The following is a 24,682-nucleotide window of genomic DNA, read 5'->3' as shown; positions in this document are numbered from 1 at the left end:
TAATATATTAATATTTCTAGCTATTTTTCCAATTATTTTCCACAAAAATGTACGAACTGTATAGTAATATTTTACTTTTCTTTCAACTTATTTCTATTTGATTTTCCAATACTTTTATTAAATCCGATGGTTATCAACTTTTTCAACAGAGTTATTAACATTTTCACTGTTGAAGAAATTAACAGCTATACAATAAGTATTGAATCAGAAAGGAGCTTTTTCAGTGGATCAATTTTCAGTTACACCTGTCAAAACAGAAGAAGATTTTCAAAAGCTTGCTATATTGGCAAAAGAGATTTGGCAAGAGCATTTTACCCCAATTATTGGAGAAAAACAGGTAGCCTATATGCTGGAGCAGTTTCAATCTTACTCAGCTATAAAAAAAGCAATTACTGAGGACGGTTATCATTACTGGTTCCTGTGCGATCAACAAGAAGCTGTGGGATATACCGGCGTTCATCCGGAAAATGGGGCGCTTTTCTTATCAAAGCTTTATTTGAAAAAAGAATGCCGTGGAAAAGGCCTTGCGCGGAAAGCATTTACCTTTTTACAGGAATTTGCAAAAGAGCAGGATTGTAAAACAATTTGGCTGACCTGCAACCGGGATAATAAGAATTCGTTAAAGGTTTACCATAAATTCGGTTTTACTGTTGTGAAAGAACAGGATGCGGATATTGGAAACGGATTTTATATGAATGACTATGTGATGGAATACCGCTTATAAAAAGGAGCTGCAATTAAAATTGCAGCTCCTTTTTATATATTGGATTATGAAATGTTTATTTTTCAACAAAGTTATTCATCATCTGTTGAAATCTCTTCTTCTTCCAATTCCTGTTCTAATTTTTTGAGTTCTTCCTCAGACATCTCTTCCTCATCGCCGGTTTGCTCTACCTGAGAAATTTCTTCGCTGTCATCATGTTCTGCGCGGGCAAAAGATACCAATTTGGAGTTCTCCGCCAATCTCATTACCTTAACTCCGGAAGCATACCGGGACATGATATTGACATCGCTGACCCGGATACGGATAATCACTCCGTCATCAGAGATCATGATCAGGTCATCGGTATCGTCTACTACCTTAATACCAGCGACATGACCCTTAATCTCACTCACTTTATAGTTGATCTTTCCATATCCGCCGCGGCGCTGTAAGCCGTATTCACTGATCTCACTGCGGCGTCCTTGCCCTTCGTCTGTCACTGTCATGACGGTTGCGTTTTCCCTGAGCCGTGCTAGACCAACCACATAGTCGTCATCACGCAAACGGATCGCACGCACGCCTTTGGCTGTTCTGGACATTGGCCGGGCATCCGTTTCCTTAATACGGATCGCCATCCCGTTATGAGTCGCGATCAGTAGCTCATGATTTCCATTTGTCAGTTTTGCAAAGGCAAGCTCATCATCTTCATTCAGGGAAATCGCGTTTAACCCACTTTTCCGCACATTTTTATATGCGCTGAGCTCGGTACGTTTAATCAATCCCTTTTTCGTAACAAAGACCAGATATTGATCCGGATCAAAATCATGTACCCGAATCATATAGGCGATTTGCTCCCCATCTTCCAACTGAAGAAGATTTACGATATTCGTCCCTTTGGAAGTCCTGCTTCCTTCCGGTACCTGATAACATTTTAAACGGTGCATCCGGCCCTTATTGGTAATAAACAGGATATGATCATGGGTGGAGCTGATAAACAGCTCTTCCACAAAGTCCTCTTCTTTCTGGGTCATCCCGGATACTCCTCGTCCTCCGCGCTTTTGGGTCTTATACACATCTACCGGCAGGCGTTTGATATATCCGCAATGGGTCAGTGTAACAACGCAGTCCTCCTGTGGGATCAGGTCCTCAATGTCCACTTCACCACTGACCATCTGGATCTCGGTGCGGCGTTCATCGCCGTATTTCCGTTTGATCTCAGTCAATTCTTTTTTTATGATCTCCACAACCAGCTGATGATCGTTTAAGATCGCTGTTAATTCTTCGATCCGCGCCATGATCTGCGCAAACTCATCTTCAATTTTCTGCCGTTCCAGACCAGATAACTGGCCTAAACGCATTGCGACAATGGCAGACGCCTGTGTTTCGTCCAGATAAAGGCCCTCTGTTCCATAATCGACTAAATGCACTTCTCCTACATGGACTTCATCAACTGGCTTGAAGCAGTATTCCATCAAAGCCTTTTTCGCAGCAGGCTGGTCTTTCGCATTACGGATGATGGAGATGACCGTATCAATGAAATCCAGTGCTATCGTTAAACCCTTTAAAATATGTGCGCGTTCCTGTGCCTTTCTCAAATCAAAGGCAGTTCTGCGACGTATCACATCACATTGGAAAGCAACATAATGATCCAGGATCTCTTTGATATTCATTACCTTTGGCTGGCCGTCAGCCAAAGCAAGAAGAATGATACCAACCGTTTCTTGCATCTGGCTGTAGTGATAAAGCTGATTTAAGACTACCTGAGGATTCGCTTCTTTCTTGAGCTCTACCACCATTCTCATTCCATCGCGGTCAGATTCGTCCCGCAGGTCTGAGATCCCTTCGATCCTTTTATCCTTAACCAGATTCGCAATGCTTTGAAGCAGCCGCGCCTTATTAACCATATATGGCAGTTCTGTTACTACAATATGGAACCTGCCGTTTTTCTTTTCTTCAATCTCTGCACGGGCACGCAAAGTAACTTTTCCGCGGCCTGTCATATATGCCGCGCGAATCCCGGAATAACCCATGATGATGCCGCCGGTAGGGAAATCGGGTCCCTTGATATAATCCATAATATCTGCAACGGTCGCATCCGGATTATCCATAATAAAATCAACCGCGTCAATGACTTCTCCAAGGTTGTGAGGCGGAATATTGGTCGCCATCCCAACCGCGATTCCAGTAGAACCATTTACCAAAAGGTTTGGAAAACGAGAGGGGAGAACGACTGGCTCTTTTAAACGGTCATCATAGTTTGAAGTAAAGTCAATGGTCTCCTTTTCAATGTCAGTCAACATCTCCATGGAGATTTTACTCATTCTCGCTTCGGTATAACGATAAGCAGCCGGCGGGTCACCGTCGATCGAACCAAAGTTTCCGTGCCCGTCTACCAAAGGATAGCGCAAGGAAAAATCCTGTGCCAAACGGACCAACGCGTCATAAACAGAGGCGTCACCATGCGGGTGATAACGCCCCAAAACACTACCAACCGTATCCGCACATTTACGGTATGCGGTACTAGGCCCTAAATTATTTTCATGCATGGTATAAAGGATCCTTCGATGAACCGGCTTTAATCCATCCCGGACATCTGGGAGAGCACGGCTGACAATGACAGACATGGAATAATCCAAAAAGGATTTTTTCATCTCTTTTTCAATATCGACCGAAATTACTTTTGAATTTTCTGTATTATACACTTTGTTCCACCTCTCTCCGCAATGATAAAAAGCGGAGTTTTATTTTGATTTTTTTACTGTGATGCGTTTATATTTATCCTTTGCACCAGTTTCAAATCTTTTGGATATTTCTTCTGCGTTTTCCTTACAACAGCGTTTTGGAACAACAAAAACCCTTACCTTCTCATATCCAATAATAAAGAGTTCCTCTGTTTCCCAAATCCGAATCGGAGCATCTTCATAAAAATAAATCGCGCTGTTTTCATTTTCTCCAATTTCAATCGCAGAATCATATACGGTTAGTATATATTCTTCTTTATATTCCATTTTGGAAATAGTTTTTACTACCTGACGGATATGGTTTAATGGAAAATACCAAATAAATAACAACACAGTCAGGGAAAGAACTGTCATAAACAAATTGAACTTGCTTCCAGAAGAATTGATCGTCGATACCAGATAAATTACAAATATAATTCCCAGCAGCAGGCTATAGATCGTATATTTTTTATAAAGCAGTTCCCGCTGAAAAATTTTCAGCGCCGTTTTGATTTCATCCGCATAAAAACCATATTGCACACGAATCCCTGTTTCATCTGCCAGTCTTTCCTTTTGTTCCTGATTGGCAACAACAGCCGGAACTTCAGAGTATGCATCTGTTACCAGACCCTGATCTTTGATCGGCTGGCTTTTCTCCTGCGGGATCTGATCTTCGTTTTCTACCATATTCTTCTCCTACTAAATATCCAGATTCTGAACATATTTCGCGTTGCTCTCTATAAAAATCTTTCTAGGCTCTACCTTTTCACCCATCAGGATCGTAAAGATTTCATCTGCCGATACAGCATCTTCCATCTCCACCTTTTTCATGATCCGGTTTTCCGGATCCATCGTGGTTTCCCAAAGCTGTTCCGGATCCATTTCACCAAGACCTTTATAACGCTGAATATCTACTTTTGCATTGTTTTCGCCGGCCAGTTCCCGGATATACATATCCCGTTCCGGGTCCTCATACGCATACCGTACCTGTTTACCGCGGCTCAATTTATAAAGCGGCGGCTGTGCCAAATAAACATGCCCCTCTTCAATTAACGGACGCATAAAGCGGAAAAAGAACGTTAACAATAAAGTTCTAATATGAGAACCGTCAACGTCAGCATCGGCCATAATAATAACTTTTCCATACCGCAGCTTGGAAATATCAAATTCATCGCCGATCCCGGTACCCAGAGCAGTTACCACCGGCATCAGTTTTTCATTGCCATAAACCTTATCAAGCCGGGCTTTTTCTACGTTGAGCATCTTACCCCAAAGCGGAAGAATCGCCTGAAATCTTCTGTCACGGCCGGATTTTGCAGAACCTCCCGCAGAATCACCCTCAACGATATAAATTTCAGTGTACTGATTATCCCGTTCTGAACAGTCCGCCAGCTTACCCGGCAGGGAAGCGCTTCCCAGCACTGTTTTTCTTCGGGTCAGCTCTCTGGCTTTTCTGGCTGCTTCTCTTGCTCTTTGTGCATTTACTGCTTTATCAAAAATCGCTTTGATAACCGCTGGATTTTCTTCAAAATAGGTCATCAGCTTTTCAGAAATCAACCCGTCTACCAACGGCCTTGCTTCCGGATTTCCCAATTTACCCTTGGTCTGCCCCTCAAACTCACAGTTTGTCAGCTTAACGGAAATAATAGCAGTCAAACCTTCCCGAACGTCGTCGCCGGATAATTTCGGGTCAGAATCCTTTAACAGGTTATAACGTTTTCCATAATCATTGAATACACGGGTCAACGCATTTTTAAAACCGATCTCATGGGTACCGCCGTCCACAGTATGGATATTATTCGCAAAGGACAGGATCACTTCATTGTAGCTGTCATTATACTGCATGGCGATCTCAGCTACTGCATCTCCGACCTCCTTTTTCAGATAAATTACATCAGGATGAACTACTTCCAGCTGCTTGGAACGATGGATATGCTCCACAAAGCTTTTGATACCGCCTTCGTAATGCAACTCCTTTTGCACTACATTTTCCGGATCCCGCGAATCGATCAGCACGATCCGTACTCCCGCATTCAAAAATGCCTGTTCCCGAAGCCGTTTTAATAGAATATCATATTCATAAACTGTGGTCTCAAAAATTTCATCATCTGCTTTAAAAGTAACTTCTGTCCCAGTTCTTGTAGTTGGACCGACTACCTTTAACTGTTCGTCATAATGTCCCCGTTCAAACCGCTGGAAAAATTCCTGCTCCCCATCAAAGATCCGCAGTTCCAGCCACGAGCTTAACGCATTGACAACAGAAGCGCCTACTCCATGCAGTCCTCCGGCAACCTTATATCCGCCGCCGCCGAATTTCCCGCCGGCATGAAGGATCGTATAAACAACGGTTGCCGCAGAGATCCCTTCTTTTGGATGGATCCCTGTCGGGATACCGCGCCCGTTATCCGTAACGCGAATCAGGTCTCCCTCCAGCAATTCCACTTTAATTTCGGAACAATATCCTGCTAATGCTTCGTCGATCGCATTATCTACGATCTCATAAACCAGATGATGCAACCCACGCGGGCCAGTGGAACCGATATACATCCCCGGACGTTTCCGGACTGCTTCCAATCCCTCCAATACCTGTATTTGATCTGCACCATATTCCTGCATATTTTTCTCCATAATAGTACGAACCTTTCTTTACAAAACCATCGAAACCTTTATTTTTTAGAACGTTTTAATAAGGTTTGCGGGGAAATTTGTGAAACATAAACGGTTGATCTTTCTTCTTCCTGACATACAATGAATGATTTTGGCATTTCATAGGAAACGTTGAATACTTCATCGTTTTTGGTAGACCTGCTAAGAAACTGTTTTGTATGTTTAGAAAGGGATGCATTTTCAATATCAAAGATCCCGATCACATGTTTCATCTGAACTACCGTATCATTGCCTAAATGCAGATACATTGCGATCCTCCTCTGCCAAACCATGAGAACGCTCCGAAAGGATCGAACCATTCTCCACATGAAATACCTTTCCCTCCTGAAGAGAAATGGTATTAAACATATCACAGCAGGTGATAAACACCTGTTTATCCTTGACGTGATTTAAAATATAATCCTGACGTTTGTTGTCCAATTCACTCATCACATCGTCTAACAACATAATTGGATTTTCACCAGTGACCCTTTTTAATAATTCTGCTTCTCCTAATTTTAACGCAAGGACACTGCTACGGATCTGCCCCCTGGAGCCATAGGAACGAACTGGAAGATGATCGATCATCAATTCCAAATCATCCCGATGTATCCCAACAGAAGTAAAGCCGTATTTTGTATCCTGTTCTAAATTTTTTTGCAGAAGCTCAAAATAAGCTTGTATATGACAGTCCTCATAATGATCGACTGTTTCTATCTGATCAAAAACAGAAGAGCGATAACACATGGAAAACTTTTCTGATTCTGAAGATAAACCAAAATAAATTTTTTCGGAAAGCTTAGAAAGCTTTTTCACATAATCATTCCGATAAATAGATAAAATCGTTCCCAGCTTTGCCAACTGCAAATCCCAAATATCAATGGTATCGCGCAGGGCGGGGAACCGATACAGGTCTTTTAATAAAGCATTTCTCTGTTCCAAGACCCGTTCATATTGCTCCAAATAGCCGCTGTACTGCGGCGTTAACTGACTAATTGCAGCATCTAAAAACTTTCTGCGGTTTTTTGGAGAGCCATCCGCAAGGCTTAAATCAACTGGGGAAAAAATCACCGCATAAAAATTCCCAGTCATCTCAGAAGCCTTTTTTAGCGGGACCTGATTCAAAAAGTATTCCTTTTTTGTTCCCAATTTGATTTTTGCCTGCTGCTCGCGCTCAGAATCCTCAAATAAAATCGAAAGCTCTGCTGCCTGCTGCTCAAAATGAATCAGTTCGCTAGTCTTTCCGGCCCGAAAGCTATTGTTACCAGTAAACAACCAGATCGCTTCGATCAAATTTGTTTTTCCCTGCGCGTTGTCCCCATAAATAATATTAACATTCCCGCATGGCTCTATCTGAGCGGAAAGAAGATTCCGGTAATTTTTGAGCGTCAGTTTTTTTAAAACCAAAAAAACAACTCCTGTATCAGCCCACGATCTTGAGTTCATAATCGTCTATCACAACGACATCCTCAGGCCGCAGCTTTTTTCCACGCTGAAAGCATTGCTCGCTGTTAACAAAAACAACGCCTTCAGCAATGATCTCTTTTGAATGGCCGCCAGTTTCTGCAATTCCAACGAATTTTAAAAACTGATCCAATTTAATAAACTCCGTTTTAATGGGAATTTCTTTTTTGATCATATCAATTTATACTCCTCATTACAACCGGATCGGCATCACCAAAAACAGGAAACTGTCTCCATCCATCGGCATTACCTTCATTGGCAGTTCCGGCCCGCTGATCTCAATTAAAACGGTATCTGATTCGCTGGCACGCAACGCATCATACATAAATTTATTATTAAAGCCTATCTTCATCTCAGTTCCGTCCATTTTTGCTTCAAAAGAATCCTGAACTTTTCCCAAAGTAGATTCACAATTTAAGCGGACTAGATTTTCTGAAATTTCACAGCGGATCGGGCTTGGCGTACGGTCGTTAATAATAATGGAAGCACGGTTGATGCTGTTCATAAAATCACGGGTATTCACCGTCAATTTTGTTTTAACTCCATTTGGGATAGCGCTCTTATAATTTAAAAATTCCCCTTCTAATAAACGGGAGATGATACTATAGCCGGACACTTCAAAAATGATATGCCGGTTGGAAACCCGCATAGAGATCACTGGTTCTTCTTCTGATTCTTCATCATTCGAAAGCTTTGCAAGCAGCTTCATGATCTCGGAAAGGGTTTTGCCCGGTACAATAAAATGGAATTCCTCGTCCGAAGAAAGTTCAAGCTGTTCTTTCCGGATCGCCAAACGGCAGCGGTCCATCGAAACAACAGAAAGGCAGCGATCACTCACATCAAATAAACTTCCGGTATAAATTGGATTTTGGTCGTTTAACGAAACGGCAAATAATGTTTGCCCTACTAAGCTTTGAAACATTTCCTGAGTCACAGAAAAACTCTTGTCATCATTGATTACTGGGATTTCAGGATAATCATCGGAAGATAAGCCTAAAATCGTAAATTCAACGTCGTTGCAGCGGATCACGGTTAACAGCTTTTCATTAGAATCAAAAGAAATTTGTCCGGAAGGCATTTTATTGACAATATTGGAAAGAAGGTTTGCAGTTAAAACGATTTCACCATTTTCCTCAGCGTGAACCGGAATCGTTTTAATAATACCAAGTTCCAAATTAAACCCGGTCAAAGTCAATTGATTATTTTCACAGTGCATCAAAATCCCTTCTAAAGAGATGATACTTGATTTTGACGCGACAGCGAGAGAAACATTATTGATGGTTTCACATAATAAATTTTTGTCACAGGTAAATTTCATGATAAAACCCTTTCTTTTGGATATGATATATAAAACAAATGATCTTATTTATTATCATTATTTATAATATAAATATAATAATAAATGAATTAGTAATAGTAATAAGGGGCGTGGAAAAGGTGAAAAGTCTAAAAAAACAAGCTGTCATCGAGGTTTGTCCCTGTTTTTTATGGTTGAATCGGTGAAGAAAGCGCGTTGGAAGAATTGGGAAAACTTTATTTGCTGTGGAAATAGTTGAGAAATGTCAGTTTATTGTAGAAGAAAAGTAAATAAATTTGTGTAAAAATGAGGGATAGAAAATTTTTGATATTTGATCTTGTTAAGATTGTGAAAAAGGTATTTTTGATATTTCGTGGAAATATTTTTTTAAAAAAAGAATAAAGGAAGAAAAAATGTTCGTTTTTCAACATTATCAACAGACTTTTCAACAGAGAGTAGAAAAATTATTTATCCCGAATATTTTTAATAATATCGTCAACGATCGCTTTGGTATGCGCATCCTTTTCAATAATTTTCTGTACCTTTTGAATCGAATAAACGATCGTGGCGTGGTCTCTTCCACCGAATTCATCGCCGATAGCGGCCTGCGTCATTTGAGTTATTTCCCGTACTACATAGATAGATACCTGACGGGCGATCGGTAGGGGAGCAGTCCTTTTGTTAGAGCGAATATCCTCTGGAGTAACGGAATAAGTTTTAGCGACCTCTTCAATGATCTTTTCTACCGTAACAGGGGCGGGCTGGTTATCGTTTAAAATTTCTTTAATGACTGTTTGCGCCACGCTTAACGAAGGATTGGAACCCGCATAATATTTATATGCCTTGATCTTTTTCACGGCGCCTTCCAACTGGCGGATATTATTTTTCAGCTTGCTGGCGATAAACTGCGCGACATCGTCGGGAATATTGATGTTTAAAAGATCTGCTTTCCGTTTGATAATCGCGATCCGGGTTTCAAAATCCGGAAGGCCGATATCTGTTAAAAGCCCCCATTCAAACCGGTTTTTTAAGCGGTCTTCCAGGGTTTTGATATCCTTCGGCGGCCGGTCGGAGGTCAAAACGATCTGTTTGCCTACCTGATGAAGTTCATTAAAGGTGTGGAAAAATTCTTCCTGAGTACTTTCTTTTCCTGCGATAAACTGAATATCGTCGATCAACAGAATATCCGCTTTCCGGTATTTATTGCGGAATTCACCGATTGTCTGTTTTTGGATGGCATTGATCAATTCGTTGGTAAAGGTTTCGCTGCTGACATAAATGATATTAGCATTGGGATTATTTTTAGCGAATTCATGCTTGATCGCATAAAGCAGATGCGTTTTTCCAAGGCCGGAAGGTCCATGAATAAACAAAGGATTATAGGCAGCGGAATTCTTTTGTGCAACTGCTTTACAGGCCGCATAAGCGAAATTATTGGAGCTTCCTACGATAAAGGTATCAAAGGTATAATCATAATTGCCGTTTTTTAAGGTCTCATTCAGTTTATTTTGCTGTGTTTCCATAAAGTCCAGCGCCTTATTGTAGCCTTCTAACTCTGCATCGTTATTTTCTTCGGGAAGGATCGTTTTTGGGATGTCCTGTTGGTCAATATTTTGCTGGATCTCTTCATTGGTCTGGATCACTAGGTTTACTGGAAAGCCTAAAATTTCAGTAAAACCCTTTTCCAGCTTGTTTTTATACTGGTTATTCAAAATATCCTTATGAAAGGGATTCGCAACACAGATGTGTGCGTTGCTTCCCTCCAATTTGATCGCTTCAATCGGGCTGATCCAGCATTGAAAAGCAACATCACTGATTTCGGATTTTAAACTATTTTTAACGAGATTCAACACCTCAGAAAATGACTCCATGTTTAAAAAACCTCCTGTGTTGATAATAAGTGAAAAACTAGTAAAAATAATGTGGAAAAAGGTTGACAAATAAAAAAATGAAAGATATGATATAACAAATAATTGTGATAGAACCTTTCATTTAGATTGATTTAAAGTTCTAGAAAACGTATTTACCTAAGAATAAATTATACCAAAATTTCGTGGGTTTTTCAAGCGAAAATACCAGAAATAGGCGTTTTACACGAAAAAGAGTTTCTTTTTACAGCATAAAAATTTTGCTTGTATAAGAATCTATTATATAAGGAAGAAAGATGAGAGAAAAATCTTTATTTTTTTGCTTTTGGAATATATTGGAAATATAAATGAAACTGCATTTGTTTTTGATAAACAGCGTGGGAGGAAAATGGAAAAAAGTAGGATTTAGCTATGATAACAGAAAGATCATAAAAATTTGAAGCTGATTTTTTGAAAAAAAGATTGACAAATGCCTTTAAAATAGGATATAATACTAAATTGCAGGGTTTTGACCGGTTATTAAGGTATTATTTATTATGAATAATACGATATGTATAATTGGCAAGCTGAAGAAACTAGAAAATGTTTATTTTCTCTGCTGAGAGGAGGAAAAAAGATGAAAAGAACTTATCAGCCGAAAAAAATCCATAGAAAAAAAGAACACGGCTTCAGAAAAAGAATGGCAACTTCTAACGGAAGAAAAGTTTTGGCTAGAAGACGCGCAAAAGGCAGAAAACACTTGACCTACTAATTTGTTTTTAATCAGACCACGTTTTTTAAATGTGGTCTGAACTTTATTTTTTTCATTCATAACCACTTATACGGCCACCTTCAGAGAAACCGGACAAGCCGGTTTGTTTGTTGTGGTCAATTTTTATGTAACAGAGAATCATTATACATGAAAAATCTAGTCAGTATTAAGCTAAATAAAGAGTTTAAAAGAGCTTATTTTCAAGGGAAATTTAAAGCGCATCCTTATCTTGTCACCTATTTGATCAAAAATAGGGGAACAGTAAACCGGATCGGAATTACCACAGGGAAAAAAATCGGGAAGGCACATTTAAGAAACCGTGCAAGAAGGGTAATCCGGGCGGCATACTTAAATTGCCGGGAAGAGATCCCTTTTCAGACTGGATATAATATTGTATTTGTGGCCAGAGAGAAAACACCGTTTATAAAATCGACAGAGCTTCAAAAAGTGATGAAAAAACAGCTTTGTTTTTTACTTAACCAAAACGCAGGCTTTGATCAGCGCCGCAACAGGAAAGATTCTTAGATATGAAACGGATTTTTGTTTTATTCGTTCGGTTTTATCAAAAATTCCTTTCGGTTTTAAAGCCGCCTTGCTGCCGGTTTTATCCCACCTGTTCCCAGTATGCCATAGAAGCTTTCAAACGCCACGGCGCGGTAAAGGGGTTGATTTTGGCAGTTTGGAGAGTGTGCCGATGCAACCCATGGAATGTAGGTGGAATCGATTATGTGCCGAAAAAATTTCGATTGTCTCGTAAAAATAATCATGAAAAGCCTGAATAAAAATCCTGTTTTTATAAAAATTTAATTTTGGAGGTTTGACATGGGATTTCTTGGTACCCCGCTTGGATGGATCATGCGATTCATTTATGAGTTCATTCACAATTATGGATTCACCCTCATCATCTTCACGGTTTTGGTTCGGATGTTGATGTTCCCACTCAGTGTAAAACAGCAAAAGGGAACAGCAAAAATGCAGATATTCCAGCCGAAGATCCAAAAACTACAAAAGCAATATAAAAATGACAAACAGCGTTTGCAGGAAGAAACCATGAAGCTGTATGAAGAAGAGGGCTATAATCCAATGGGAAGCTGTCTTCCGCTGATTATCAACATGGTTGTCTTGTTTGGTATGATCGACGTTGTATATAAGCCGCTGAAGCATTTGTTAGGCGTTTCTAACGATTTGATTACCAAAGCAACTGAAATGCTGACAAAGTTAAATTATAAAGCGTCTTCTATGACGGAACTGGATATTATGAATATTATCCAGGGAAACCCGATTTCTCAAAAAGGGGTTGAGGTTTCGACAGATATGTTCAATTCTATCTTCAGTGCGGATTTAATTCAGCAGATCCAAAATTTTGATTTTTCTTTCTTAGGTCTTAATCTGGGGGTCATTCCAACATGGGGGCTTAACGCAACGATCATTATTCCGCTGTTATCTGGTATCACATCGTTAGCAATGTCCTTAATGACCTTACACAACCAGAAAAAAACTATGGGACAGCAACAGGGAATGGGCGCTATGAAAGGTATGATGATTATCATGCCTATTTTCTCTACATGGATCGCTTTTAGTTTCCCAATCGGGTTAGGTTTATACTGGACTGTTGGTAACGTATGTATGATCATTACCAATGCGATTCTTTATAAAGTTTATTCTCCGGAAAAAATGAAAGCCCTTGTTGAAAAGGAACAGGCTGCAAAGAAGAAAAAACCAAAATCAAAATATCAGCAGGCAATGGAAGCAGCAAGAGAAGAACAGCGCAGACGGGCTGGACTTCCGCCGGAAAAGACAAAGAAAGCAGAAGAAACAACAACAGAGGACGAAATGAGCGCAAGCCAGAAACTTGCTTTAGCAAGAAAACGGATGGCAGAAAAATACGGTGACGAATACGACGAATAAAGGGAGGTCGTAACAATGATGAACGAAGTAATTACATCAGCAAAAACAATTGAAGAAGCAGTGGAAAAAGCTTGTGAACAGTTGGGTGTTTCAAAAGATAATTGTGATGTGCAAATTTTGCAGCAGCCAAAAAAATCTTTGTTTGGGATCATTAAAACCGAAGCTCAGGTAAAGGTGACTGTAAAAAATGTTTCTGCCGCAGAAACAAAAGCTGCTGTTATCCAAGAGGATAAACAGGCTCCTGCAAATAAGGATAACAGGGAAGCGAAGGTTGCTGCCGCAGTTGCTTATTTGACCGAAGTTTTATCAAAAATGGGGCTTGATGTTACGATTGAACAGGAAATGAAAGAAGACAGTGCGGTCTTAACATTAGTGGGCGAAAATTTGGGTATTTTGATTGGCAGGCACGGCGAAACGTTGGATTCTTTACAGTATTTGACCTCCTTGGTCTGCAACCGTGTAGAGGGAAGCTATTTCCGTGTTACTTTAGATTGCGGAAATTACCGTGAAAAAAGGGAAGAAGCTTTAAAAGAGCTTGCAAAGAAGATCAGTGTAAAAGTAAAGCGTACGGGAAGAAGCCAGACCTTAGAACCAATGAATCCTTATGAAAGAAGGATCATTCACGCAGTATTGACAGATATTGAAGGCGTTACCTCTAAATCAAAAGGGGAAGAGCCAAACCGCCGGGTCGTTGTGATCTCCACCAGCAAGAAACGGAGTAATTACAGCGGCGGGGGAAACCGTGGAAGAAGCAGTTATCAGAAACGGAAACCGGAAAAGACCATGGAAGAGATCTTGAAAGCGGAACGTTCTGAAGCGGAACAGAAAGCAAAATTATATTCTAAGATTGAACTGTAGATCAAATTTTATAATAACCGAAAAACGTGTCTGATTTTCAGGCACGTTTTTATGGATTTATTCGAAGTTATCAATGGAAGAAAGAAAAGGGATTATCTATGTCAAATACGATTGCGGCAATTGCGACGCCCCTCGCGCTGGGCGGGGTTTCAATGATTCGGATCTCTGGGGATGAGGCGATCAAGATAGCGGACCGAATTTTCCATCCTTCCCGTTGTGATTCCTTGCAGGAGCTAGAAGGTTATTCTGCATCTTACGGCGTCGTGTTTGATGAACAGGGTGCGATAGACGACGGGATGGCCTTAATTTACCGTGCGCCAAAAAGTTATACAGGGGAAGATGTTGTAGAAATCTCCTGTCATGGCGGGATCTATATTACAAAAAGAGTATTGCGTCTAGTGATAGAAAAGGGCGCAAGGCTTGCCGGGCCGGGTGAGTTCAGTAAACGTGCCTTTTTGAACGGGAAGCTGAGTTTAACACAGGCAGAATCTATTATGGATCTGATCAATTCTAAAAGTGAACAGGCTATGCGCTCTTCCCGGGCGCAGATGGATGGGGCGCTTTATCAAAAAATTGAAGCAATGAAAACCACTCTTTTAAATACTGCTGGTCATCTTGCCGCTTGGGTAGATTATCCAGAGGAGGAAATTGAAGAAATTCGGGAAGAAACACTGCTAAAAACCTTACAAGACTGTGAAAAACAGATGAACCATTTATTGGATACCTTTGATACAGGAAAAATGCTCCGGGAAGGAATCGAAACAGCGATCGTAGGAAAAACAAATGTGGGGAAATCAACGCTAATGAATCTTTTGTCGGGCTGTGAAAAGAGTATTGTAACAGATATTGCCGGTACGACTCGGGATGTGATCGAAGAAACCGTAAATCTTGGAAATGTGATACTGCGGCTGGCTGACACTGCCGGGATCCGGGAAACTGATGATTTTGTGGAACAAAAAGGGGTGGAGTTATCCTTAAAACGTATCAGGAACGCCGGTTTTGTGCTTGCGGTATTTGATTATTCAGAGGAATTGAACGAGGATGACCGGAAAATCATCCAGGAAGTGATAGCCTGCAATACCCCGACGCTGGCTGTTGTTAATAAAACGGATTTAACTCAAAAAATAGACTTATCGTATATAAATGATAATTTTAAACAAATAGTATATACCGATCGAAAAGATCCGTTCAGTTTACAGCGATTGATCGACGCAATTGAAACTGTATTGGAATTTCACCAAATTGATTTATCAGACGGTATGATCGCCAATGAACGCCAGCGGTCCTGTGCACTTCGCACCCAGCAGGCTTTAAAAGAAGCTGTGCAGGCAATGGAATTTGGTATGACGTTAGACGCGGTAACTGTTTCGATCGATCAGGCTATCGAAGCATTACTAGAATTGACAGGGGAACGAGTAACAGAAAAGGTCGTGGATCAAGTATTCCATAATTTCTGTGTCGGCAAATAAAAGGGGGAACCTCATTTGAGTTATTATATTGGCGATTATGATGTCGCTGTGATTGGTGCCGGACATGCCGGCTGTGAAGCGGCGTTGGCTGCCGCAAGGCTAGGTGTGAAAACAGTTATTTTTACCTTAAGCCTTGATGGGATTGCAAATATGCCTTGTAATCCGTCGATCGGAGGAACAGCAAAAGGTCATTTAGTCCGGGAGATCGACGCCCTTGGCGGAGAAATGGGGAAAGCGGCGGATGCTACGTTTCTGCAAAGCCGAATGCTGAATCAGGGAAAGGGACCAGCAGTACACAGCCTGCGGGTACAGTCTGATCGGCAGGCATATCATACTTATATGAAGAAAGCCTTGGAGGCTCAGGAGAATTTACAGATCCATCAGGCTGAAATCGTAGACGTTACGGTAAAGGAAGGGAAGCTGACAGAGGTTGTTACAAAGTTGGGGGCGATCTATCAGGTAAAAGCAGCAATCGTGTGCAGCGGGACTTATCAGAATGGATTGATCCATGTTGGAGATGTGTCCTATTCCAGTGGGCCGGATAATATGCTTCCTTCTGTTGGTCTGACGGAACGTTTGGCAGAGAAGGGAATCACGATCCGGCGTTTTAAGACAGGAACGCCGTCACGCGTCCACCGCAGGAGTATTGATTTTTCTAAAATGGAAGAACAGGCTGGGGATGAACCGATCACCCCGTTTTCCTTTACGACGAAGGGTGAATTGAAAAATCAAGTGCTCTGCCACATTGCCTATACAAATGAAAAAACTCATGAAGTGATTCGGCAGAACCTGCACCGTTCCCCTTTATATAGCGGGAAAGGACAAATTAAAGGTGTAGGCCCACGCTATTGTCCCAGTATTGAGGATAAGATCGTCCGGTTTGCGGATAAGGAACGGCATCAACTGTTTGTGGAACCAATGGGGCTGGATACCGAAGAAATGTATTTGCAGGGAATGAGCTCCTCTTTGCCGGAGGATGTCCAGCTCGCCTTTTTACGCACCATTCAAGGGCTAGAGCATGTAGAAGTCATGAGAAATGCCTATGCGATCGAATATGATTGCTGTGACCCGCAGGAGTTGCTGCCGACCTTGGAATTCAAGGCAGTGAAAGGATTATACGGGGCAGGCCAGTTTAACGGGACCTCCGGTTATGAAGAGGCAGCCGCACAAGGGTTGGTCGCCGGAATCAATGCGGCGTTGTCCGTATTGGGAAAAGAGCCGTTTGTTCTGGACCGAGCCAGCTCCTATATTGGTACTTTGATCGACGATATTGTGGTGAAGGGGTGTTCTGATCCTTACCGGATGATGACCTCACGAAGCGAATACCGACTGGTTCTCCGTCAGGATAATGCAGATAAACGATTAACACCGTTAGGGTATCAACTGGGCTTGATCTCTGAGGAACGCTATCAGATGTTCTGTGAAAAGGTACAGCAGATAGAAGAGGAATTAAAGCGCTTACAGAAAACAACGATCTCTCCCTCTGATGAATTGAACCAGCTTCTTGTTTCACGTGAAACATCACCAATGAAAACCGGACAGCGTGAAACAGAATTGATTCGCCGGCCGCAGATAAAATATGACGATTTGGCTCCGTTTGATCCGGAACGGCCGGACCTTTCCCGGGAAGTGCGGGAACAGGTGGAAATTGAGATCAAATATGAGGGATACATCAAAAAACAGCTGGCTCAGGTGGAAGAGATGCGGAAGCTGGAGGGGAAAGCCCTTTCCGAAGAGATAAAGTATGACCAGATTTCTGGACTGCGGCTGGAGGCGGTTGAAAAGCTGAAGAAGGTGCGCCCTTTGAATATCGGTCAGGCCTCTCGTATTTCTGGGGTAAGCCCGGCAGATGTTTCTGTCCTGCTTATTTGGCTGGAGCAGCAGAAATATATGAAAAAGGAAGAAAACAAAGATGATTGATAAATTATATTTAAAGAATCTGCTGGAGGATGAGGGGTTTTCCCTTACAGAGGAAATGCTTGCAAAGTTTGACCAATATGCGGCGCTTTTGGTATCCTGGAATGAAAAAATAAACCTGACCTCGATCGTAGAACCAACGGACATCTGCATCAAGCATTTTTTAGACAGTGTTTTGCTGTTAAAGGCTGTAGAGGTGAAACAGAGAAGTACGATGATCGATGTGGGTACTGGAGCGGGGTTTCCCTCGGTACCCTGTAAGATTCTGAGGGATGACTTATCCCTTACCTTATTGGATAGCCTTAATAAACGTATTCTATTTTTGGAAGAAGTGGCGGGAAGACTGGAACAAGACACAGTATGTGTGCATGCCCGTGCAGAGGAATTTGGGAAAAAACCGGATTTCCGGGAACAATTTGATATTGCAACAGCCCGGGCTGTTGCACATCTTCGGGAATTAAGTGAATATTGTCTGCCATTTGTCAAGGTCGGCGGCGTTTTCGCTTCCTTGAAAGGCTATGAAATAGAAAAGGAGTTAAAGGAAGCTGAGAAAGCGATCGTATGTATGGGTGGACGTATTAGGGAAATTAAAAAATACGAATTACCGGATGAAAATAAACGAGCCATTGTAATCATAGAAAAAATATCGCAAACTCCGACAAAATTCCCTAGAAACACAGCAAAAATGAAGAAAGCACCTATTCAATAATAGTAAAATATGTAAATAAATGTAAAATTCCAGAATTTTTTGAAAATGGAAAATACTGGAAATTTCCTTGTTTCTATGTTATTCTTAATTCAGGAAATATTTCCTGAATAAGGAGGAATAGAAAATGCAGTTGACGTTAAAAAAGGACAAGGTTGTGAACCGGGTCGTTTTATTGGATATCGGAGAGATCAGGACAAATCCTGCCCAGCCAAGAACCGTTTTTGATCAGCAGCAGCTGACAATCTTAGCAGATAGTATCCGGGAAAATGGGCTGTTACAGCCAATTACAGTTCGGAAAAGTTATAAGGGTTATTATGAATTGATTTCGGGGGAACGAAGACTGCGTGCTTGCAGAATGCTTGGAAAAGAAAAGATTGAAAGTATAGTGATAGAAAAATCAGAACGCGAGTCGGCGATTCTATCCATGATCGAAAACCTTCACCGGGAAGACTTAAATATGTTTGAACAGGCGTCTGCGCTTAAGAATTTGATTCATGAATGGAATATCACACAGGAAGAAGCCGCAGTAAAGCTTGGGATTGCTCAATCCACGGTAGCGAATAGGCTGCGAATATTAAGGTTGTCAGAAGAGGAACAGGAGTTGATCATCCGTTACCATTTGACAGAGCGGCATGCCAGGGCGCTTTTAAAGGTCGCAGATCCGCAAAAGCGTTTAGAAACGATTTATCAGGCAGCGGAAAATGAATGGAATGTTGCGCAGACGGAAAAATATATTGAAAATATGAATGAGGTAAAACACCACAAAAAATATATTCCAATCATAAAAGATGTGCGGCTGTTTATCAATACAATCAATAAAGCGATCACGGTGATGAAATCTGCGGGGATTCCGGCAACTGCTAAAAAAATTGACGAAGATTCTTACATAGAGTATGTGATCAAAATCCCAAAGCGAAAAAAAGTGGTATAATTTTTTTATTAAAAAGAGCGGAATTTCTCCGCTCTTTTTTTATTATGTTTCACGTGAAACATTTTATCAAGAAAAGGTTTAAAAAGAAGAATAATTGTGATATAATAAAAATAATCAACAATATAAAAAAAGAAAATACGTTTAAAAGGACTGTGTTATGGGAAAAATCATTGCGATTGCAAATCAAAAAGGCGGAGTCGGAAAAACGACCTCCGCTGTAAATATTGCGGCTGCATTGGGAAAGCTGAAGAAAAAAACGCTGTTGGTGGACATTGACCCACAGGGAAATGCCACTAGCGGATTGGGATTCAGCAAACGGGATGTGGAGCTTTCCTCCTACGATATGATTATTGGCGGAAAAAAGGCAAGTGAAGTAATGATTGCCACAAAATTTGACCGGCTCAGTCTGATTCCTGCGAATATGGAGCTTGCCGGTGCGGAGATCGAGCTGGTGGAGATCCCGGACCGTATCAATATTATGAAAAAGGCATTGGTAGGGGTTAAAGAAGACTTTGATTTTATTATTATAGACTGTCCGCCATCTCTTGGGCTGATCACGCTCAATGCACTGACTGTTTGTGATACGGTTTTGATTCCGATCCAGTGTGAGTACTATGCTTTGGAGGGGCTATCCCAGCTGATGGCTACGATACGGCAGGTCAAAAAAATGTATAACCCGACCATTGATGTGGAAGGGGTCCTTTTGACAATGTATGACGGACGTCTAAACCTGACGATCCAAGTATTGGACGAAGTGAAAAAGTTTTTTCAAAAGAAAGTATATAAAACAGTGATACCGCGCAATGTGCGGTTATCAGAGGCGCCAAGCTTTGGCCAGCCGGTCATTTACTATGACAAAGGCTCGAAAGGGACAAAGGCATATTTAGATTTGGCGCATGAAATGATAAAACAAAATAGAAACAGAGGATAACGGAGGGCAAGATGGCAAGAAAAAAAGGCTTAGGAAAAGGCTTGGAAGCCTTATTTGAGGATAACAATACAGCTGTTTCCGCAAGCGGGGTAGAACTGATAAAAATCAGTGAGATCGAGCCAAATAAAAATCAGCCCAGACGGGATTTCGACCAAACGGCACTGGAACAGCTTGCGGATTCTATTCGGGAGCACGGAATCATACAGCCGCTGGTACTGCGGCCGCTGACCGCCGGAGGGTATCAGATCGTTGCGGGGGAAAGGCGTTACCGTGCCAGCCGGATGGCAGGGCTGAATGAAGTTCCCGCCGTAATCAAAGAGCTTACGGATACGGAAACAATGGAGATCGCACTGATCGAAAATTTACAGCGGGAGGATTTAAACCCTGTAGAAGAAGCGCTGGGATACCAGGAACTGATGGAAAAATATGATTTTACGCAGGATGCTGTGTCCAAAAGCGTGGGGAAATCACGCCCGGCAATCGCAAATTCCTTAAGGCTGTTAAATCTTCCTGAGGAGGTGCTGGACATGGTACGGGACGGCTCGCTGTCCTCCGGACATGCCAGGGCGATCTTATCGTTAGAAGAACCCGAACAGATGGTATCACTTGCAAAAAGAGTGGCAGACGAGGGATTAAATGTACGGGCAGTTGAAAAACTGGTGAAAAAAAGCAGCGAAAAACAAAAGGAAGAAAAACCGGCAGATTTTGTAGCAAAGGATAAGTATTTTTCTGAAATGCAACTGGCGCTGACAACCGCGTTGGGACGGAAGATCGCCATTGAAAAGGGCAGAAAAAAATCAAAGTTGGTAATTGAATTTTATGATGAAACCGATCTGAAAGAAATTGCCCAAAAGCTGACCGGGGAAAATCAATAATAGAGTAAACAGGATAAAGGGGAAAGAAAGAATGTTAGACATTAAATTTGTAAGAACAAATCCGGAGATCGTAAAGGAAAACATCAAAAAGAAATTTCAGGATGAAAAATTGCCGCTTGTTGATGAAGTGATCGATCTAGACCAGCAGTTCCGGGATGCGAAAACACGCTGTGACTATCTGAGAAGCCAAAGAAATACGATTAGCCGCCAAATTGGTGGACTGATGGCGCAAGGTAAGAAAGAAGAAGCGGAACAGGTGAAAAAACAGGTCACCGATATGGCCGCAGAGCTTTCTGAACTGGAGCAAAAAGAGGAAGTGTTGGCGGAAGAAGTAAAAAAACGGATGATGGTGATCCCAAATATCATTGACCCGTCGGTTCCAATTGGAAAAGACGACAGTGAAAATGTGGAAGTGGAACGCTTTGGAGAGCCTGTTGTGCCGGATTATGAAGTGCCTTACCATGTCGATATTATGGAACGGCTGAACGGTATTGATTTAGACAGTGCGAGAAAAACCAGCGGAAACGGCTTTTACTACCTATGCGGAGATATTGCGCGGCTTCATTCTGCGATCCTATCCTATGCGCGTGATTTTATGATTGACCGGGGCTTTACCTACTATATCCCGCCATTTATGATCCGTAGCAACGTGGTAAACGGAGTGATGAGTTTTTCAGAAATGGAAAATATGATGTACAAGATCGAAGGGGAGGACCTATATCTGATCGGCACCAGTGAACATTCCATGATTGGAAAATTTATAGACACAACTTTGGAAGAGGATAGCCTGCCAAAATGCCTGACCAGCTATTCTCCCTGCTTCCGGAAAGAAGTAGGGGCGCACGGGATCGAAGAAAGAGGTGTATACCGGATCCACCAATTTGAAAAGCAGGAAATGATCGTAGTTTGCAAGCCGGAGGAAAGCGCAGACTGGTTTACAAAGCTGTACCAGAATACCGTTGATTTTTTCCGCACATTAGATATTCCGGTAAGAACGTTAGAGTGCTGCTCCGGCGATCTGGCTGATTTGAAGGTAAAGAGCATTGATGTAGAAGCATGGTCCCCAAGACAGAAAAAATATTTTGAGGTGGGAAGCTGCTCTAATTTAGGAGATGCACAGGCGCGCCGTTTGGGGATCCGGGTCAAGAATAAGGAAAAAGGAAATTATTTTGCACACACCCTGAATAATACGGTCGTCGCACCGCCGAGAATGCTGATCGCATTTTTGGAAAATAATTTGCAGGCGGATGGATCGGTTGCGATCCCAGAAGCACTGCAGATGTACATGGGTGGAAAAGAAGCGATTCGGTAATGAAACCAGAAAACCCTGAGAAATTTTTCTCAGGGTTTTCTATTGATAAATGTTATAATGAAAGCCAAGGAGGAATAAAATGAGTACATTATATGTGTCCGACCTTGACGGGACGCTCCTTCGCGATGATCAAAAAAAATCGAAGAAAACGAACCAAATAATTAACCATTTGGTTGGGGGAAGACAGTTTGTTTATGCATAGCACGGTCATATCAAATTATTTAGAAAGCCTATTCCATTTTTAGCTGTGAAATTCTAAACGGCAGGGGGAAGCGCTGTTCTTACAGGCATGGCTTAAACAACATCGCTTTACAGAACCATCTTGTTGATGCGTTACTTCAATCGCAACATTTTTCCCGGCAGAAATACAGTATTTTTCTTCAATAGAGGTGTAAGCTGTCATTGATTCCACTCCTTTACGCAAAAAATCTATTGATAGAATATGTGGTTTTGAAAAAAATATTCCTAAATTACTGTGGACATATTTCCCGAACTCAGCACATAAGTATAGGTGAGAGTAATTGGGAAAGAGGGAATTTGATGAATATACAAAATTTATTATATACTATTTGTATAATATTTATTATTATCAATATTATGTATTATCGAACAAGAGCTCATAAATGGACGAGCGGCCTAATTGGAATGGGAAGCGGAGTAGCGGTTTTAATTCCTCTGCATTATTTATTAGAGATGAGCGGTCTTTCCTTAGCCATCAATTACTTTACGATCCTATTTTCCATGGCGTTTGGAATTCCCGGCGTTATTTTTATGATGATCGATTCTATCCTGTTCTGATATTGCGTTTCTTAGTAGGATGTGGTAAAATGACTAAAACGTGAAAAGGAAGGATCAGTATGAATACACCGACCCCGCATATTCAGGCAAAACAGGGTGATTTTGCAAAAACTGTATTAATGCCCGGCGACCCGCTTCGCGCGAAGTTTATTGCGGAAAATTTTTTAGAGAATGCTGTCTTGGTAAATGAGGTCCGCGGTATGTTGGGATATACCGGATATTATCAGGGGAACCGAATTTCAGTGATGGGCAGTGGCATGGGGATGCCCTCCATGGGGATTTACTCCTATGAGCTGTTTCATTTTTATGAGGTGGAAACTATTATTCGCATCGGAACGGCCGGCGGTATGGGCGATGATGTCAAGCTAAGGGACGTTGTGCTGGGGATAGGCGCCTGCACAAATTCTAATTATGCAGAACAATATGGTCTTTCGGGGACGATCGCGCCGATCTGTGATTTTGAACTGGCAGTAAAAGCCATGGAAACAGCGAAAAGGTTAGGGATCCCGGTAAAGGCCGGAAATATATTGAGTTCAGACCTTTTCTATGATGGGGGAAAGGGCAAGGAGCAGTGGCGCGACATGGGTGTTTTAGCTGTAGAAATGGAAGCAAACGCTCTATATTTGAATGCGATCCAAGCCCATAAAAAGGCGCTTTGTATCTGCACCATCTCAGACCATATCTTTACCGGAGAGGCGTTGAGTTCTGCTGATCGGCAGACGAGCTTTTCAGATATGATGAAACTGGCGCTGGAAACGGCGATTGGATAAAAAGTAAAAAAGAATGGTATGGAATTTATCCATACCATTCTTTTTATTTGATCAATGTAAATTTTCCGATCAACGGGATTTCAAAATATTCGTCCTGCGCAGCTTTGATGATACCAATCACCATACAAACAAAACAGAATATGCTTACAACCCAGACTACGATACTAAATAACACAGAGATCACAGAGTAAACGCCAAAGAGACTCCATATGTTACCAATAGTATTACCCAAAATAATGTCAATGATCAAAAATTTGGCTAACGAAATACCTGCGTTTAGAATCAGTAAAATTAAGCCTTGATTGCTGAATTTCCGGCTGTCGTGGTTCTGAGGGTCAAAGGCTAGCGGGAGCCAGAATAAAATTGGAACATAAGCCAATACACGGAATACCTTAGAATTGCTTACAGACGGAGAGCTGGGAGCAGCTCCTTGAGGCTGTGACCAACTGCCGGAAGGCTGTTGCTGAGCAGGATTTTGGTTTGGAGTCGGCGCCTGCTGGTACTGCCAGGAGCTTGGCTGCTGAGGAGCGCTTTGCTGTGCCTGTGCTTCAGGCTGCGGTGCGGCAGGGGCCTGCGCCTGTGTCCCAACACCCTGTGTAGGTTGAGCTTCTGCTGCCTGAGGAATATTCGCCGCCGTACCGCATTTTGGACAGAATGCGGCGCCATCTGGCATATTATTTCCACACTTTGTACAGAACATAATCATCATTTCCCTTCTCTTCAAAAGTACATGTTAATAGCTAATGCCATTTTAT

Annotated in this window: 26 protein-coding genes; 16 read left to right on the top strand and 10 right to left on the bottom strand. The window is 41.7% G+C overall.

Translation table 11 applies throughout. The features are described 5' to 3' along the window. Nucleotides 1-223 precede the first annotated feature (223 nt). Nucleotides 224-724: a GNAT family N-acetyltransferase gene (locus CIB36_RS08595; protein WP_093989168.1), complete on the top strand. Its 501-nt coding sequence runs from the start codon at nucleotides 224-226 to the stop codon at nucleotides 722-724. 71 nt (nucleotides 725-795) lie between these two features. On the opposite strand, the gene gyrA is transcribed toward CIB36_RS08595, so the two are convergent. The 8 genes from gyrA to dnaA all read right to left on the bottom strand — a co-directional run bounded on the left by gyrA (nucleotide 796) and on the right by dnaA (nucleotide 10,701). Continuing rightward, nucleotides 796-3,405 carry a DNA gyrase subunit A gene (gene gyrA / locus CIB36_RS08590; protein WP_267872661.1) on the bottom strand — a complete coding sequence of 870 codons (2,610 nt, stop codon included), beginning with the start codon at nucleotides 3,403-3,405 and terminating at the stop codon, nucleotides 796-798. Between the two features lie 39 nt (nucleotides 3,406-3,444). Then, nucleotides 3,445-4,110, bottom strand: a complete 666-nt coding sequence (locus tag CIB36_RS08585; protein ID WP_093989167.1) for a YcxB family protein — start codon at nucleotides 4,108-4,110, stop codon at nucleotides 3,445-3,447. Between the two features lie 12 nt (nucleotides 4,111-4,122). Continuing rightward, nucleotides 4,123-6,051, bottom strand: coding sequence for a DNA topoisomerase (ATP-hydrolyzing) subunit B (gene gyrB, locus CIB36_RS08580; RefSeq protein ID WP_093989166.1), 1,929 nt, complete (start codon nucleotides 6,049-6,051; stop codon nucleotides 4,123-4,125). A gap of 38 nt (nucleotides 6,052-6,089) precedes the next feature. Beyond that, nucleotides 6,090-6,338 carry an extracellular matrix regulator RemB gene (gene remB, locus CIB36_RS08575; RefSeq protein ID WP_093989165.1) on the bottom strand — a complete coding sequence of 83 codons (249 nt, stop codon included), beginning with the start codon at nucleotides 6,336-6,338 and terminating at the stop codon, nucleotides 6,090-6,092. Beyond that, a complete protein-coding gene (gene recF, locus CIB36_RS08570; protein ID WP_158662642.1) occupies nucleotides 6,316-7,476 on the bottom strand; it encodes a DNA replication/repair protein RecF in 1,161 nt (386 codons plus the stop codon). The genes remB and recF overlap by 23 nt, the downstream gene beginning before the upstream one ends. A gap of 16 nt (nucleotides 7,477-7,492) precedes the next feature. Next, nucleotides 7,493-7,708, bottom strand: coding sequence for an RNA-binding S4 domain-containing protein (locus CIB36_RS08565; protein WP_093989163.1), 216 nt, complete (start codon nucleotides 7,706-7,708; stop codon nucleotides 7,493-7,495). An 18-nt stretch (nucleotides 7,709-7,726) separates the two neighbouring features. Then, nucleotides 7,727-8,851 (bottom strand): DNA polymerase III subunit beta, encoded by a 1,125-nt coding sequence (gene dnaN / locus CIB36_RS08560; RefSeq protein ID WP_093989162.1) that lies wholly within the window; start codon nucleotides 8,849-8,851, stop codon nucleotides 7,727-7,729. 443 nt (nucleotides 8,852-9,294) lie between these two features. After that, nucleotides 9,295-10,701 carry a chromosomal replication initiator protein DnaA gene (gene dnaA / locus CIB36_RS08550; protein ID WP_093989160.1) on the bottom strand — a complete coding sequence of 469 codons (1,407 nt, stop codon included), beginning with the start codon at nucleotides 10,699-10,701 and terminating at the stop codon, nucleotides 9,295-9,297. 613 nt (nucleotides 10,702-11,314) lie between these two features. Here dnaA and rpmH point away from each other — a divergent pair. The 13 genes from rpmH to CIB36_RS13165 all read left to right on the top strand — a co-directional run bounded on the left by rpmH (nucleotide 11,315) and on the right by CIB36_RS13165 (nucleotide 22,561). Beyond that, nucleotides 11,315-11,449, top strand: a complete 135-nt coding sequence (rpmH, locus tag CIB36_RS08545) for a 50S ribosomal protein L34 (protein ID WP_093989159.1) — start codon at nucleotides 11,315-11,317, stop codon at nucleotides 11,447-11,449. Nucleotides 11,450-11,596: 147 nt separating this feature from the next. Continuing rightward, a complete protein-coding gene (rnpA, locus tag CIB36_RS08540; RefSeq protein ID WP_093989158.1) occupies nucleotides 11,597-11,974 on the top strand; it encodes a ribonuclease P protein component in 378 nt (125 codons plus the stop codon). Between the two features lie 2 nt (nucleotides 11,975-11,976). Further along, nucleotides 11,977-12,231, top strand: coding sequence for a membrane protein insertion efficiency factor YidD (gene yidD / locus CIB36_RS08535; protein WP_093989157.1), 255 nt, complete (start codon nucleotides 11,977-11,979; stop codon nucleotides 12,229-12,231). Nucleotides 12,232-12,271: 40 nt separating this feature from the next. Next, nucleotides 12,272-13,357, top strand: a complete 1,086-nt coding sequence (locus CIB36_RS08530; RefSeq protein WP_093989156.1) for a YidC/Oxa1 family membrane protein insertase — start codon at nucleotides 12,272-12,274, stop codon at nucleotides 13,355-13,357. Between the two features lie 15 nt (nucleotides 13,358-13,372). Beyond that, a complete protein-coding gene (jag, locus tag CIB36_RS08525) occupies nucleotides 13,373-14,215 on the top strand; it encodes an RNA-binding cell elongation regulator Jag/EloR (RefSeq protein ID WP_093989155.1) in 843 nt (280 codons plus the stop codon). 98 nt (nucleotides 14,216-14,313) lie between these two features. Beyond that, nucleotides 14,314-15,684 carry a tRNA uridine-5-carboxymethylaminomethyl(34) synthesis GTPase MnmE gene (gene mnmE, locus CIB36_RS08520; protein ID WP_093989154.1) on the top strand — a complete coding sequence of 457 codons (1,371 nt, stop codon included), beginning with the start codon at nucleotides 14,314-14,316 and terminating at the stop codon, nucleotides 15,682-15,684. Nucleotides 15,685-15,699: 15 nt separating this feature from the next. After that, nucleotides 15,700-17,604 (top strand): tRNA uridine-5-carboxymethylaminomethyl(34) synthesis enzyme MnmG, encoded by a 1,905-nt coding sequence (gene mnmG / locus CIB36_RS08515; protein ID WP_093989153.1) that lies wholly within the window; start codon nucleotides 15,700-15,702, stop codon nucleotides 17,602-17,604. Further along, the gene (rsmG, locus tag CIB36_RS08510) at nucleotides 17,597-18,310 is read left to right on the top strand and encodes a 16S rRNA (guanine(527)-N(7))-methyltransferase RsmG (protein ID WP_093989152.1); all 714 of its coding nucleotides are present in this window, start codon (nucleotides 17,597-17,599) and stop codon (nucleotides 18,308-18,310) included. The genes mnmG and rsmG overlap by 8 nt, the downstream gene beginning before the upstream one ends. A 124-nt stretch (nucleotides 18,311-18,434) precedes the next feature. Then, entirely contained in the window at nucleotides 18,435-19,241 is an 807-nt protein-coding gene (locus CIB36_RS08505; protein WP_093989151.1) for a ParB/RepB/Spo0J family partition protein, read from the top strand. A 157-nt stretch (nucleotides 19,242-19,398) separates the two neighbouring features. Then, nucleotides 19,399-20,172 (top strand): ParA family protein, encoded by a 774-nt coding sequence (locus CIB36_RS08500; protein WP_093989150.1) that lies wholly within the window; start codon nucleotides 19,399-19,401, stop codon nucleotides 20,170-20,172. 11 nt (nucleotides 20,173-20,183) lie between these two features. Beyond that, a complete protein-coding gene (locus tag CIB36_RS08495) occupies nucleotides 20,184-21,047 on the top strand; it encodes a ParB/RepB/Spo0J family partition protein (RefSeq protein ID WP_093989149.1) in 864 nt (287 codons plus the stop codon). 31 nt (nucleotides 21,048-21,078) lie between these two features. Next, on the top strand, nucleotides 21,079-22,359 hold the full coding sequence (gene serS / locus CIB36_RS08490; protein ID WP_093989148.1) for a serine--tRNA ligase: 1,281 nt from the start codon (nucleotides 21,079-21,081) through the stop codon (nucleotides 22,357-22,359). 79 nt (nucleotides 22,360-22,438) lie between these two features. After that, a complete protein-coding gene (locus CIB36_RS13165) occupies nucleotides 22,439-22,561 on the top strand; it encodes an HAD hydrolase family protein (protein WP_158662641.1) in 123 nt (40 codons plus the stop codon). A gap of 39 nt (nucleotides 22,562-22,600) precedes the next feature. Here CIB36_RS13165 and CIB36_RS13310 read toward each other — a convergent pair whose 3' ends face one another. Continuing rightward, nucleotides 22,601-22,762: a hypothetical protein gene (locus tag CIB36_RS13310; protein ID WP_158662640.1), complete on the bottom strand. Its 162-nt coding sequence runs from the start codon at nucleotides 22,760-22,762 to the stop codon at nucleotides 22,601-22,603. A 137-nt stretch (nucleotides 22,763-22,899) separates the two neighbouring features. Here CIB36_RS13310 and CIB36_RS08485 point away from each other — a divergent pair, with 137 nt between their 5' ends. Both CIB36_RS08485 and deoD read left to right on the top strand, forming a co-directional pair. After that, nucleotides 22,900-23,157, top strand: a complete 258-nt coding sequence (locus CIB36_RS08485; protein WP_154825409.1) for a pro-sigmaK processing inhibitor BofA family protein — start codon at nucleotides 22,900-22,902, stop codon at nucleotides 23,155-23,157. A gap of 59 nt (nucleotides 23,158-23,216) precedes the next feature. Then, nucleotides 23,217-23,927 carry a purine-nucleoside phosphorylase gene (gene deoD, locus CIB36_RS08480; protein ID WP_093989146.1) on the top strand — a complete coding sequence of 237 codons (711 nt, stop codon included), beginning with the start codon at nucleotides 23,217-23,219 and terminating at the stop codon, nucleotides 23,925-23,927. Nucleotides 23,928-23,970: 43 nt separating this feature from the next. On the opposite strand, the gene CIB36_RS08475 is transcribed toward deoD, so the two are convergent. Continuing rightward, nucleotides 23,971-24,633, bottom strand: a complete 663-nt coding sequence (locus CIB36_RS08475) for a zinc-ribbon domain-containing protein (RefSeq protein ID WP_203226443.1) — start codon at nucleotides 24,631-24,633, stop codon at nucleotides 23,971-23,973. Between the last annotated feature and the right edge of the window lie 49 nt (nucleotides 24,634-24,682).

This window comes from Massiliimalia timonensis, assembly GCF_900186585.1.
GTDB lineage: Bacteria > Bacillota > Clostridia > Oscillospirales > Ruminococcaceae > Massiliimalia > Massiliimalia timonensis.
This window is presented reverse-complemented; position numbering and strand designations above follow the sequence as displayed.

Bases quoted from the DNA above. Each gene is read 5' to 3' on its own strand.
- CIB36_RS13165 (WP_158662641.1), top strand. From the start codon at position 22,439: ATGAGTACATTATATGTGTCCGACCTTGACGGGACGCTCCTTCGCGAT.
- CIB36_RS08485 (WP_154825409.1), top strand. From the start codon at position 22,900: ATGAATATACAAAATTTATTATATACTATTTGTATAATATTTATTATT.
- remB (WP_093989165.1), bottom strand. From the start codon at position 6,338: ATGTATCTGCATTTAGGCAATGATACGGTAGTTCAGATGAAACATGTG.
- dnaN (WP_093989162.1), bottom strand. From the start codon at position 8,851: ATGAAATTTACCTGTGACAAAAATTTATTATGTGAAACCATCAATAAT.
- serS (WP_093989148.1), top strand. From the start codon at position 21,079: ATGTTAGACATTAAATTTGTAAGAACAAATCCGGAGATCGTAAAGGAA.
- rsmG (WP_093989152.1), top strand. From the start codon at position 17,597: ATGATTGATAAATTATATTTAAAGAATCTGCTGGAGGATGAGGGGTTT.
- CIB36_RS08565 (WP_093989163.1), bottom strand. From the start codon at position 7,708: ATGATCAAAAAAGAAATTCCCATTAAAACGGAGTTTATTAAATTGGAT.
- CIB36_RS08495 (WP_093989149.1), top strand. From the start codon at position 20,184: ATGGCAAGAAAAAAAGGCTTAGGAAAAGGCTTGGAAGCCTTATTTGAG.
- yidD (WP_093989157.1), top strand. From the start codon at position 11,977: ATGAAACGGATTTTTGTTTTATTCGTTCGGTTTTATCAAAAATTCCTT.
- jag (WP_093989155.1), top strand. From the start codon at position 13,373: ATGATGAACGAAGTAATTACATCAGCAAAAACAATTGAAGAAGCAGTG.
- CIB36_RS08475 (WP_203226443.1), bottom strand. From the start codon at position 24,633: ATGATTATGTTCTGTACAAAGTGTGGAAATAATATGCCAGATGGCGCC.
- CIB36_RS08530 (WP_093989156.1), top strand. From the start codon at position 12,272: ATGGGATTTCTTGGTACCCCGCTTGGATGGATCATGCGATTCATTTAT.
- CIB36_RS08585 (WP_093989167.1), bottom strand. From the start codon at position 4,110: ATGGTAGAAAACGAAGATCAGATCCCGCAGGAGAAAAGCCAGCCGATC.
- rnpA (WP_093989158.1), top strand. From the start codon at position 11,597: ATGAAAAATCTAGTCAGTATTAAGCTAAATAAAGAGTTTAAAAGAGCT.
- dnaA (WP_093989160.1), bottom strand. From the start codon at position 10,701: ATGGAGTCATTTTCTGAGGTGTTGAATCTCGTTAAAAATAGTTTAAAA.
- mnmE (WP_093989154.1), top strand. From the start codon at position 14,314: ATGTCAAATACGATTGCGGCAATTGCGACGCCCCTCGCGCTGGGCGGG.
- CIB36_RS08500 (WP_093989150.1), top strand. From the start codon at position 19,399: ATGGGAAAAATCATTGCGATTGCAAATCAAAAAGGCGGAGTCGGAAAA.
- deoD (WP_093989146.1), top strand. From the start codon at position 23,217: ATGAATACACCGACCCCGCATATTCAGGCAAAACAGGGTGATTTTGCA.
- CIB36_RS08505 (WP_093989151.1), top strand. From the start codon at position 18,435: ATGCAGTTGACGTTAAAAAAGGACAAGGTTGTGAACCGGGTCGTTTTA.
- rpmH (WP_093989159.1), top strand. From the start codon at position 11,315: ATGAAAAGAACTTATCAGCCGAAAAAAATCCATAGAAAAAAAGAACAC.
- CIB36_RS13310 (WP_158662640.1), bottom strand. From the start codon at position 22,762: ATGACAGCTTACACCTCTATTGAAGAAAAATACTGTATTTCTGCCGGG.
- gyrB (WP_093989166.1), bottom strand. From the start codon at position 6,051: ATGGAGAAAAATATGCAGGAATATGGTGCAGATCAAATACAGGTATTG.